The sequence below is a fragment of the Idiomarina sp. MD25a genome, from assembly GCF_001870515.1.
Classification (GTDB): domain Bacteria; phylum Pseudomonadota; class Gammaproteobacteria; order Enterobacterales; family Alteromonadaceae; genus Idiomarina.
This window is the reverse complement of sequence record NZ_MDGT01000003.1, coordinates 1273911-1285010: the sequence shown is the minus strand read 5'-3', so window position 1 is coordinate 1285010 and position 11100 is coordinate 1273911. Positions and strand designations below refer to the sequence as shown.

Sequence of the window (11100 nt, the reverse complement as noted above, 5' to 3'; positions counted from 1 at the left end):
AGTTCGTACCGAACTGAAACGACATAACAATACCGGACACCACACCCATACCGAAAACAACCGCGAACACTTGGGTCCAAAAGGCACCTAAACGCTCCCATTTCGGGTTGTTGGTTTTGAATGCAAGGCCGTAAATTAATGCAATATAAGATGCCAAACCGATAGTGAACACGGGAAATATGGCATGAAATGACACGACAAACGCGAATTGAATTCGCGAAAGCACGAGGGGGTCAAGATCTATCATCATAATACCTCACAGCGATGACTTTAAATAAACAACGAATCACTTAGACGTAACCACAAAAGCTCCTCTTAGCTGACCCGGTTGGAAATCAATCGCTTCATCTTTCGGGTAACGCGAGAGGATTTCTTTCTTCAATGCAGGTGCTAAATTGGCACCGTGACAGGCAACACATTGTGGCTGCATCACAATAGCCTTCATCCAAACTGTGTTGCCTTCTTTATCTACGTAAGAGGTTTCTGGAGGGTTTGCTTGAGTCGTCCTCCAGCGCGTCTCGAACTCACGAAGCACCTGTTTTTGCTCTTCTGTCGGTGAATTTGCAGGATTACGTACACGCAACGATGTGCGTCCAACGTTAAGCCCTGTTGTTTCAGTGACTTTACTGGCGATTTCGGGGGCTTCATGGTTGCAGACATCAACAGCTTTTATGTATCCATCTTTCTGGATAGTCGTCATCAATACACTTTTTAATTCCACCCCTAACAACATAGCTGCGGAACGAAAATCTTCATTCGATCGATCGTTTTCCTCTGCCCCATAGCTGATTATCGGAAGCAGCACTAACATCAAGATTAACATGCGCATAACCCACTCCACATCTAGATATATTAATTATGAATATATATATTCCATATTTGAATATGATAATACCTCTGCTGAAAATATCCAATAATAATTGATTATTTTTTAGGTCGCGCCTTTGGCGCGACACTTCGCTCTGTCCACATCAATTCACTCAAATCATTTGACATGTGTTTTTTCATATATATGATTTACCATATATATTAAATAGGAATTGACACGATGACCCCATTAAAGCTTTTTAAATGTCTAGCGGATGATACCCGTTTAAAGTCCGTGCTGATTGTAAGCACGCTTGAGGAAGCTTGCGTCTGCGATCTTATGGACGCGCTGGAGCTTGACCAGCCGAAGGTCTCGCGCCACCTTGCTGAACTGCGTAGGTGCGACATCGTGCTGGGTGAACGCCGCGGTAAGTGGGTGTATTACCAACTACATCCTGAACTACCCGATTGGGCAAAAGACATCATTACGCAGGCTGCACGCAATAATTTAGACTACTTTTCCGCGGCCATCAAAAAGCTTAAACAGGCGAAAGCCCAAGGCGCTAGCTGCTAACTAAAAAGGTTGCTTGTGAAAATACTCTACATCTGTACGCATAATCGTTGTCGCAGCATTTTATCTGAAGCGATCACCAACCACTTTGCCAGCGATCATATTCAGGCAAAAAGCGCTGGGAGCCAGCCTGCAGGCGAGGTACACCCTCTCTCACTGCGTTATTTGAACGAAGCCGGTATATCGACCGAAGGGCTGCAAAGCCAGTCTTGGGATGAATTCGAAGACTTCAAACCCGACGTCGTCATTACCGTCTGTGACTCGGCGGCAGGCGAGGCTTGCCCGGTTTGGTTCGGACAATCGATTAAAGTGCATTGGGGACTTGCCGACCCATCAAAGCTTGAAGGCTCAGAAGGAGAGATTGCCGCCGCTTTCCGTGACTGTATCGAAGAAATCAAATACCGCGTGAGTCAACTGCAAGGAATTGCCGTGCAATCACTTGAGCGCGAACAACTTAAAAACGCATTGAACCAACTAGGAGCACAGTAACCGATGTCTTCTGATGTCTCACTACCTAATATCGATAGTAACTTAATGGATAAACCGACACTCGAGAAGTGCCTACCTCAGCCCGCAGAACATGCGCCCCGAATTTTGCTGTTGTATGGTTCGCTTCGCAAGCGCTCGTTCAGCCGATTAGTGGTCGAGGAAGCGGCGCGCCTTCTTACCCACATGGGTGCCGACGTTAAGATATTTAATCCCGAGGGATTGCCCCAGACAGACACCGATGACGGCAGCCACCCAAAAGTCCAAGAGTTGCGCGACTTAATGATGTGGTCAGAAGGACAAGTGTGGTGCTCACCTGAGCGTCATGGCTCTATGACCAGCTTGTTCAAGAGCCAAATTGACTGGGTCCCGCTCAATCTTGGTGGTGTGCGCCCTACACAAGGTAAAACACTTGCGGTTATGCAAGTCTGTGGCGGCTCGCAATCATTTAATACGGTCAATCAACTTCGGGTTTTAGGTCGTTGGATGCGTATGGTCACAATTCCCAATCAATCGAGTGTACCAAAGGCGTTTCTTGAGTTTGATGATAACGACCGTATGAAGCCATCGCCTTATTACAACCGCATTGTGGACGTCATGGAAGAGCTCATGAAGTTCACCTTATTACTCAGAAACAACAAAGATTATTTCGTCGATCGATACTCTGAGCGAGTTGAGTCTGCCGAAGAAGTCAGTCAACGCGTTAACCAACGAGCGCTTTAAGGAGCTAGCATGGGTTTATTTGAACGTTATTTATCTGTTTGGGTGGCACTTGCCATCATCGCAGGTATCGCCCTGGGTATTGCTGTCCCAGGCGTTTTTACCGTTGTATCAGAGCTTGAGTATGCCCACGTTAACTTAGTTATCGCGGTGCTGATCTGGCTCATGATTTACCCGATCATGGTACAGGTCGACTTCTCATCCATTAAAGATGTCGGTAAAAAACCAAAAGGCTTGGTATTAACCTTGGTCATCAACTGGCTGATCAAGCCGTTTACCATGGCATTACTGGGGTGGCTGTTCTTTAAAGGGTTGTTTGCCGACTGGGTCGACCCGCAAACCGCATCCGAGTATATCGCCGGTATGATTCTACTGGGTGTTGCACCCTGTACAGCGATGGTGTTCATTTGGAGTCAACTGACAAAGGGTGACGCGAACTACACCTTAGTGCAGGTTTCTATCAACGACGTCATCATGATATTTGCATTTGCGCCTATCGCCGGCTTACTTTTGGGCGTAACGGATATCACAGTGCCGTGGGATACCTTGTTGCTGAGCGTTGTACTGTATGTGTTGATACCACTGATTGTTGGCGCATTAACGCGCAAGAAACTGGATAAAGCCAACGACCACACACGCCTGAACAACTTTCTCGCGACTATGAAGCCGTGGTCGATCGTGGGTCTACTCGCAACGGTTGTCCTATTGTTTGGTTTTCAATCCGAAACCATCATCGAAAAACCGCAGGCGATTGTACTCATAGCGATTCCGCTACTGATTCAAACCTACGGTATTTTCGCAGTGGCGTATTTCTTAGCGAAGAAAATGAAGTTGCCGCATAACGTAGCTGCGCCCGCCTGCATGATAGGCACTTCAAACTTTTTCGAACTCGCAGTGGCGGTTGCCATCTCATTGTTCGGCCTGCACTCAGGTGCGGCACTCGCCACCGTTGTGGGCGTATTAGTCGAAGTACCTGTCATGCTCTCATTGGTGTGGTTTGCTAACCGCACGCGGCATTGGTTTAACGACTAAAAACGATACGATGCCTGTATCGCAAATGACCGACCGGGCTGGCTATACTGCTCGGTCGGCGCATCTGCTGACAGTCCTGCGACACGTTGATAAGGCACATAATACTTATCGGTTACATTGAGTGCCGCCAAGTTCACCTGCCAATCGCCTAAGCGCACACCCGCCAAAACATCCATAGTGGTATAGCCTGCCGTTTCGATATAAGGTCCCGACTCGGCCGACGCACTCGGTACATCATCCATGGCAGCAACCGCATTAACAATACCCCGGATATGCCAGTTATCAGCAAAGTAACCAAAGGAGACATTACCTGATAGCGGCGATAACGAGGTCAATGCCTCTCCCGTCGCATCGTTCTCACCCGTTACGTAGGCAGCGGATGTATCGACACGCACGAAGTCAGTGAGCCAATGCGTCACACTCGCTTCAGCTCCCTTTATCGTCACTTCATCTTGATTCACATACTGATATTCAACCCGATCAACGCCTGGAATATAAGTGGGGCTCGTGCCGACAACCGCAGTCTCGATAAAATCATCAAAGCGACTGTAAAACGCGGCTAGGTTCCATCGCGTGGTGTCATTACTGAACTTTAATCCCGCTTCTAGGGCGCGACTGCTTTCTGGCTGTAAGTCGGGGTTAGGCAAGATAGCATAAAACGGCTCAATACCATGGCTCTGATAGGCTTGGTCATGCGGTGGGATCTTAAAGCCCTCGGCGTATTGCATATAGCCGCGTATGCCCGACTCAAAGGTATACACACCCGCTACTTTAGGTGAAAATGCCGTCTCGTTGATATCTGCAAGCTCAGACATATCGTACAGCGTGTTCTCATTTGGGCTCATCTCATAGTGGTCAACTCGCGCACCAACAATCAGTTTAAAGGCGGTCTCTTTAAACGTGATGTTATCCTGCAAAAACACACCTGTTAGCCATGTTTCGGCGCCGGGGAAGGCTTTCTGCGGCTCATTATCTTGCATTACTGTGCCATCGCTCGCGATACGTGTCTTGAATCGCGGTCGCTCGGTGTCGTAGTAATCAGCATCAAAGCCATACACGAGATCATGACGTGTTGAGGCGGCATCAAGTTGCTTTTGTGCTTGCCAACGCGCACCCATGATCCGTTGTTTAAAACCATATTCATTGTAATCGGTATACGCGCCCGCTTGGCTTGCTCCCGCGCTGACCTGGTCGCTGCCTTGCTCATAATCCGTCAAATACAACTGCCAATGCTGGGAGTCGGCGAATGCGTTGGGCTGATTACGCTGATAGTCCACCGAAAGCGCCGTTTGACGATTGTCGTCGTCGGTTTGATTGGTCTCCGCAAGAAACTGTTCAGTGTCTTGCTGGAAGTGGTCTAACGTAAATTTCAGTTCATCATCATCACCGACATCAAGCGCCCATTTAGCTAACATACTCTGACTGTCGTAATCATAACCAGGCAGTGATTCTTCATAGTTTTGCGTCTCCTCACCTTGTCGCGCGGACACCTGAATCATCGCACTCGAGCCATCAAACTGCCGCGCTCCACTAAAGCCGAGCTTTGTCTCATCGGTCAGACCATCAAAGCCAAAACTCAAGCGCGCTGCTTTGTCATTGCCGTTTAACACATCACTCGGATCGGGCGTTGATATTACAATCACGCCACCTAAGCCATCCGAACCGTAAAGTGGTGATGCGGCCGCTTTCGCTACTTCAATTTGCTGTACCTGGGCCACATCTAAGTAACCTCGCCCCACCAAATAACCGCCTCCGCCTGCGTAGGCATCGTTAAGTCGACGACCGTCTTTAATGTACACCACCCGATTACCACCGATTCCTCGAATCGATAAGGTTTGTGCCTGCCCTTGGGTTCCCGTCGACTGAATACTCGGGTCATAGCGGAACACATCCGCGAGACCATTACTCACTTGCATATCAATATCGTCTGCCGAAATAACGCTTACTGCGCCCGCGACATCCTCGAGCTTCTCCTCAGTACGCGAACCTGTGACCACTAAAATCTCATCAACGCTCTGGTCGGCTGCAGGTAAATTCACCTCTGCGGCATACACACCGCTGGTCATAGTTGTCGCGATGGCAGCGGCCAGTAGCGAAGGTTTAAAAGCATCGGTTTTCTTAATCCAAACGTTCACAAGCTTCTCCAATTTCTTTGAATGACAAAACAGGCATCGTGAAAACGCATTAGATCTAAACGAAAACTATTTGCATTTGCAACTAAAACTTACTATTTTATTTTACGCAATCGCAAATCAGAACGATAAGAGGCTCCTATGACGCGGTTTTACAGAATATTGAAACACTCGTTGCTTATATTGGCAGCATCCCTGCCCTTGCTCACTCACGCGCAAAACTCACCTCAAGGAGGAATAATTACCGCAGGTGGCACGTTAACCGACATCGTATTTGCCGTCGGGGGTGGCGACAAAGTGATTGGCGTGGATACCTCAAGCACCTCGCCGAGTGCCGTGCATACGCTCCCTAAAGTTGGTTATTACCGCAACCTGTCCGCCGAGGGCGTGCTCAGCTTTAATCCGAAGCAAGTATGGGTACTCGAAGGCGCTGGCAGTAAACGCGCATTAGCACAAATCGAAACGGCCGGTGTACCTGTTACAGAATTCGATAAGCCCACAACGCTATCTGAACTGTATACACTCATTCACCAAGTCGCCGACCAACTCGGTACACCGGATCGCGCTGAGCCCGTAATTAACAGCATTGAAGACAAGTTTCATCCCGTTTCGCGTGCGCAACCACTCAGTGGCCTTTTTGTCTTGCAAGTATCCGAGCGCGGTGTCGTCGCAGCGGGTCACGACAGCGTTCCCGATTTACTATTCAGCCAGTCGGACATTACCAATGTGGTAGACCACAAAGGCTTCAAAACCGTGTCGCGCGAGCATCTATTGGTAAACCAACCTGACTTTATCGTCGCCCCCTCGCACGTGGTCGATGCGGCAGGAGGACGTGAGCAATTCTGCCAAAACGCAACCTTACAGTTATTAAACGCGGGGCAATCCTGCCAGCTATTAGTGATGGACTCGTTACTCGCACTGGGAATGACCACCCGCATTGCCGAAGCACATGAGGCGCTTTTAGCGTATGTTAATGACCTTTGAGCGACGCCGCTGGCTAATTGCCGGCACCCTCGGGATCCTGGCAAGTAGTTGGCTGCTGTTATCGAGCGGCCCGGTGCTGAGTGATTGGCGGCTACCGCTGATGTGGTTGCCCGGCTTCGGCACGCCCATGAGTGAACTCGAACAAACTGTCGTCACACAATTACGTTTACCGCGTTTGGTTTTAGGACTCTTGGTGGGCGCCGTACTGGCACAAAGCGGCACAGCCATGCAAACCTTGTGTCGCAATCCACTGGCTGATCCGGGCCTCATCGGTATCTCTGGCGGCGCCGCAGTATTTGCCCTCGCAGTGATCGCATTGGGTGAACAAGTCGGTTTACAAGGCAGTGTTTGGGTCTCGTTAGCCGCCTTTCTAGGCGCCCTACTCACCACCTTTGTTGTCTATCGCTTGGCAGGCGGTAAAACAGGCGTCGATGTCGCCACCTTGCTACTTGCCGGTGTGGCAATTAACGCGCTAGCCGGCTCCTTACTCGGCTTATTAAGTTATTACGCTGATGACGATGCACTGCGACTGATGAGTTTTTGGCAAATGGGTTCACTCGCGGGTGCCAGTTGGCAGCAGTTGCCCTTAGGCGTGGTGCTCATGGGTGTCAGCTCAATCGCACTATTTATGTTGCGCAAGCCCATTAATACCCTACTGTTAGGTGAGCGCCAAGCACGTTACTTAGGAGTAAACACCGTGTCACTTAAGCGGCAATTAATTATTTGGGTGGCATTAGGCGTGGGCGGCGCAGTCGCATTAACCGGTATGATCGGCTTTGTCGGTTTAATTATACCCCACATTGCTCGCATGCTGGTGGGCGCTAATATTCGTTGGCTGATGCCTGTATCCATGTTGTTTGGTGCCGCAGTTTTGGTACTCACCGACTGGATCGCTAAAACCATCGTTGCGCCAGCTGAATTACCCATCGGGATAATCACCGCCGCAGTGGGCGCTCCTTTCTTCATCTATCTGCTCATCCAACAAAAACGGAGGCTTCATGCTGGATATTAAAACCACTCATGTTAACTATGGTCATAAACGATTATTGGGCGCGTTCGACCTATCCCTTGAAGCCGGCGAATTTGTTGCTGTGATTGGTGAAAATGGCGCAGGTAAATCCACCCTACTCAATACTTTGGCAGGCGAACTCGATTACCACGGCAGTATTCAGCTCAACGGCCGCGAACTCACAAGCTGGATACCGGCCCAATTAGCACCCGTTCGCGCGGTGATGGAGCAAAAACTCAGTGCGCCGTTTGGCCTCACCGTAGCAGAGCTGGTCGGTATGGGGCGATTTTGGTCTCATGAGCCTGATTATGCAGCGCACCAACGCGCACTGAACTGGCTCGAACGGCTGGATGCCGCAAAGTTTGCCGAGCGCACCATGGATACCTTGTCTGGCGGTGAGCAGCAACGAGCACATATCGCGCGTTGCTTGTGTCAGCTCGATGTCACGGTGCCCGGAGAGCAAATGCTGCTGCTCGATGAGCCGACTTCTGCGCTTGATGTCTATCACCAACATTCCGTGCTCGCAGAACTGCGTCGTTTTACTCAGCAAGGTAATTTAGTTGTCGCAGTGATGCACGATCTGAACTTAGCTTCGCTCTATGCGGACAATATTTTGCTGCTCGCCGACGGCGAACTTAAGCATTTTGCCAAACCCGAGGCGGTGTTTCGTACCGAAATACTTGAACAAACTTATCGCAGTCCGGTCTACATCAGTGAGCACCCGAGTATTCGCAAACCCATGATTTTTACCGAACCCAGACACCTATAACAACGAACTTTAAGAGGTTAAAAATGAACGAACGTCAACAAGCCGCGCAGCAAGCAAGGGCGCTTGCACAACGCAATAGCACCGCTGTGTTGTCGACTTTATCAAAGAAACTCGGTGGCATGCCGTTTGGCTCAGTATCGCCGGTGATGCTGACCGATGAGGGGCATATCGTGTTTTATGTCTCTGATATTGCCCAACATGCGCGCAACCTTAATCAAGACAATCGGTTGAGCGTCACACTTTACGACAGCACCGATAAAGGTGATCAAAATACCCAAGGGCGACTCACGCTCAGTGGTCATGCCCAAGTGATTGACAACAATGACTTGGCCGAACGCTACTACCAACGCTTTCCAAGTGCCGAAGGCTACAAAAAAGCACATGATTTTAAATTTTGGCAACTCAACGTAGAGCATATTCGCTTTATTGGCGGCTTTGGCGAGATATTTTGGCTGGAGCCGAACGAGTGGTTAGTATCCGCGCCCGAGTGGGATCATAAAGCGGCACTTGGCATGATCACACACATGAATGAGGATCATGCCGATGCCTGTGCACTTATCTTGCAGCAACAGTTAAACCAACACGCTCATGAGAAAGACAGAACGTTCGAAGCGGGCAGTGTCACTATGCGCAGTGTCTACCCAGACGGCTTTCACCTCAGTTACGATGAGCGCTCCTTTTTCATACCGTTTGAAGCGATTGCGGCTAATGGCCAACAAGTGCGCCAGCAACTCGTTAAAATGACCCATCAAGCACGGGCTGCATGATACGTAGAGCGTGCGCTGCGGCGCACGCACTGATGTTTGCAAGATCAAAGCGGCTCTTTGTGTTAGTCTTTTTAAACTTCTCAGCTTAATAGTAAAGAGTTAACACAAGGATTTGAGTCGTGGACAAACGAATAATGGGTATGCTCGGTGCGGCACTTTTATTTGTGGGTATGTTTTTACCTGTATTCAGCATGCCAACTATCGACGATATTACGTACTTTCAAAACGGTCGGTTTGATCGCATCATCGTCCTCTCAGCGTCGGTGTTTGCCATGTACTTTGCCTTTGCCCGCAACAGCAAGGGACTTGTAGCAGCAGGTGCTATGAGCTTAGTGTTTGCAGGCTACAGTTTTATCGATATGTACCTGCAAGTGCGCGATATGAAAGCAAGCATTAGAACCGAATCGGTTAACTACGAGTTTGAGGGCTCAATTGATACGATCCTCAATACCATTGAGCTGCAATGGGGCTGGTATGTGATCGCAGCCGGTGTTTTACTTATCCTTGTGGCAGGCTTCAAGCGTGATGCCGTCAACGAAAAAACGTCGGGTTAACGCATCTGCCCTAACCCGATCCGCTTTCCTTAGTGCTGCCTGCGATATCACCCAACCGCGGTGATATCGATGTAGAATCATTACCATACGCGCTAAACACCACGCTGGTGTAAATCAATGCCGCAATACTCAGTGCGATAGAGATACTACCGGTTATCCCTAACCATTTTGCCAAATGCGGATCGCGCCGTTGCGTGCGAAGATAATGCATTCGCATGCCGCCAATCACTAAGCCCGTCAACATGAGTCCAAAAACAGCGTAAATCACTTTGACCAACCACCCGCTCACTGAGCCTGTAGCGAAGTTACCAAAATGCAAAGGATCGGCGGTATCAGCAATACGAGCCACAATCGCTAATTCAGAGGCATACTGGGTACTCACCACCTCAGCCGTAACCGGGTCAAGGTACACACGGTTCGCTCTATCGCGCACCAGCGTCGCGCCATTTTGACCAACAAAGCCCATCACTTGATGATGTCGATGAGGATAGAAGAACCCGGTAATATCCATATCGGGACGCGCCTGCTGCGCCGCACTAACCAATTCAGTCAACGAGCGAGCCGATTGCGCGGTCTGCACGTCGTCGTGGGTTATCGTTGGCGCAGCGGGATAATGATCGATATCAACATCATACATAATACGTTCAGCCAAATACCAAGCGCCCGTTACCGCCATAACCGCAGTAAGCCACCACGCCCATAACCCGAGCCATTTATGCCATCCCGACCAATCGGTGCGTTTTTTCCACGCGAGCCCTTTAGGTGCAGAAAGAAAGCCGCGCCACCATTTTCGGTACACATAAAAGCTGGATATCAGTGACAGCAGGAGCAAAATACTGGTGGAAGTGACAATGTACTTACCGAGGGTACCCATTGATAAATACATATGAATATCACGCAAATAACGCGATAACTGTCCCCACTCACCCTCGCCGAGTATCTCGCCCGAGGCCGGATCAAAGAACACAAACCGAAAGCCCTGTGGCGTCATCAACCGTGCTTCACCCGCTAAATAGCCTTGCTGATGCACCTGCGCGCCGAGTAGATGACTGTCGGGATACGCGCCTGCAAGGTTAGACTCCAGTTCCGCCCAAGCAACTGTACCCTCACGCTCGGTCAGCGCGCGGTACTTGGCATCACTAACATACTGAATTTCATAACTCAGCGTCGCGAGCACACCCGTTGCGGTAATCAGCAGCAGAAGGCCGGCAAAAGCAAAGCCGGCCCATGAATGTAACGCAAACCATTGACGATTCGTCATCATAGCGA

Annotated in this window: 13 protein-coding genes; 9 read left to right on the top strand and 4 right to left on the bottom strand. The window is 49.7% G+C overall.

All coding sequences use genetic code 11. The annotated features are described in order from the left end of the window. Both BFR57_RS10185 and BFR57_RS10180 read right to left on the bottom strand, forming a co-directional pair. A partial coding sequence (locus tag BFR57_RS10185; protein ID WP_143441089.1) for a cytochrome ubiquinol oxidase subunit I occupies positions 1-244 on the bottom strand: 244 nt, incomplete at its 3' end. A gap of 42 nt (positions 245-286) precedes the next feature. After that, positions 287-829 carry a DUF3365 domain-containing protein gene (locus BFR57_RS10180; RefSeq protein ID WP_071463824.1) on the bottom strand — a complete coding sequence of 181 codons (543 nt, stop codon included), beginning with the start codon at positions 827-829 and terminating at the stop codon, positions 287-289. A gap of 219 nt (positions 830-1048) precedes the next feature. Here BFR57_RS10180 and BFR57_RS10175 point away from each other — a divergent pair, with 219 nt between their 5' ends. The 4 genes from BFR57_RS10175 to arsB are packed head-to-tail and all read left to right on the top strand — an operon-like array spanning position 1049 to position 3616. Next, on the top strand, positions 1049-1381 hold the full coding sequence (locus BFR57_RS10175; RefSeq protein ID WP_071463823.1) for a metalloregulator ArsR/SmtB family transcription factor: 333 nt from the start codon (positions 1049-1051) through the stop codon (positions 1379-1381). Positions 1382-1396: 15 nt separating this feature from the next. Then, the gene (locus BFR57_RS10170) at positions 1397-1867 is read left to right on the top strand and encodes an arsenate reductase ArsC (protein ID WP_071463822.1); all 471 of its coding nucleotides are present in this window, start codon (positions 1397-1399) and stop codon (positions 1865-1867) included. A 3-nt stretch (positions 1868-1870) separates the two neighbouring features. Next, a complete protein-coding gene (arsH, locus tag BFR57_RS10165) occupies positions 1871-2587 on the top strand; it encodes an arsenical resistance protein ArsH (protein WP_071463821.1) in 717 nt (238 codons plus the stop codon). A 9-nt stretch (positions 2588-2596) separates the two neighbouring features. Continuing rightward, a complete protein-coding gene (gene arsB, locus BFR57_RS10160) occupies positions 2597-3616 on the top strand; it encodes an ACR3 family arsenite efflux transporter (protein WP_071463820.1) in 1020 nt (339 codons plus the stop codon). Here arsB and BFR57_RS10155 read toward each other — a convergent pair. Continuing rightward, positions 3613-5751: a TonB-dependent hemoglobin/transferrin/lactoferrin family receptor gene (locus tag BFR57_RS10155; protein WP_071463819.1), complete on the bottom strand. Its 2139-nt coding sequence runs from the start codon at positions 5749-5751 to the stop codon at positions 3613-3615. The two genes, arsB and BFR57_RS10155, sit on opposite strands and share 4 nt — an antisense overlap. 138 nt (positions 5752-5889) lie before the next feature. Here BFR57_RS10155 and BFR57_RS10150 point away from each other — a divergent pair, with 138 nt between their 5' ends. From BFR57_RS10150 to BFR57_RS10130, 5 genes are all read left to right on the top strand, one after another. Further along, positions 5890-6732, top strand: coding sequence for a hemin ABC transporter substrate-binding protein (locus BFR57_RS10150; protein ID WP_083405114.1), 843 nt, complete (start codon positions 5890-5892; stop codon positions 6730-6732). Further along, positions 6716-7744 carry an iron ABC transporter permease gene (locus tag BFR57_RS10145; RefSeq protein WP_253183629.1) on the top strand — a complete coding sequence of 343 codons (1029 nt, stop codon included), beginning with the start codon at positions 6716-6718 and terminating at the stop codon, positions 7742-7744. The genes BFR57_RS10150 and BFR57_RS10145 overlap by 17 nt, the downstream gene beginning before the upstream one ends. Next, on the top strand, positions 7731-8510 hold the full coding sequence (locus BFR57_RS10140; RefSeq protein ID WP_071463818.1) for a heme ABC transporter ATP-binding protein: 780 nt from the start codon (positions 7731-7733) through the stop codon (positions 8508-8510). The genes BFR57_RS10145 and BFR57_RS10140 overlap by 14 nt, the downstream gene beginning before the upstream one ends. Positions 8511-8533: 23 nt before the next feature. After that, entirely contained in the window at positions 8534-9277 is a 744-nt protein-coding gene (locus BFR57_RS10135; RefSeq protein ID WP_071463817.1) for a DUF2470 domain-containing protein, read from the top strand. A 119-nt stretch (positions 9278-9396) separates the two neighbouring features. Then, positions 9397-9831, top strand: a complete 435-nt coding sequence (locus BFR57_RS10130) for a hypothetical protein (RefSeq protein WP_143441075.1) — start codon at positions 9397-9399, stop codon at positions 9829-9831. Positions 9832-9841: 10 nt separating this feature from the next. Here the strand turns inward: BFR57_RS10130 and BFR57_RS10125 are convergent, their stop codons facing one another. Then, positions 9842-11095, bottom strand: coding sequence for a PepSY domain-containing protein (locus BFR57_RS10125; RefSeq protein ID WP_253183628.1), 1254 nt, complete (start codon positions 11093-11095; stop codon positions 9842-9844). Positions 11096-11100 lie beyond the last annotated feature (5 nt).

Coding starts and splice junctions, on each gene's coding strand:
- BFR57_RS10140 (WP_071463818.1), top strand. CDS start 7,731: ATGCTGGATATTAAAACCACTCATGTTAACTATGGTCATAAACGATTA.
- BFR57_RS10180 (WP_071463824.1), bottom strand. CDS start 829: ATGCGCATGTTAATCTTGATGTTAGTGCTGCTTCCGATAATCAGCTAT.
- BFR57_RS10135 (WP_071463817.1), top strand. CDS start 8,534: ATGAACGAACGTCAACAAGCCGCGCAGCAAGCAAGGGCGCTTGCACAA.
- BFR57_RS10175 (WP_071463823.1), top strand. CDS start 1,049: ATGACCCCATTAAAGCTTTTTAAATGTCTAGCGGATGATACCCGTTTA.
- BFR57_RS10125 (WP_253183628.1), bottom strand. CDS start 11,095: ATGATGACGAATCGTCAATGGTTTGCGTTACATTCATGGGCCGGCTTT.
- arsB (WP_071463820.1), top strand. CDS start 2,597: ATGGGTTTATTTGAACGTTATTTATCTGTTTGGGTGGCACTTGCCATC.
- BFR57_RS10145 (WP_253183629.1), top strand. CDS start 6,716: ATGTTAATGACCTTTGAGCGACGCCGCTGGCTAATTGCCGGCACCCTC.
- BFR57_RS10150 (WP_083405114.1), top strand. CDS start 5,890: ATGACGCGGTTTTACAGAATATTGAAACACTCGTTGCTTATATTGGCA.
- arsH (WP_071463821.1), top strand. CDS start 1,871: ATGTCTTCTGATGTCTCACTACCTAATATCGATAGTAACTTAATGGAT.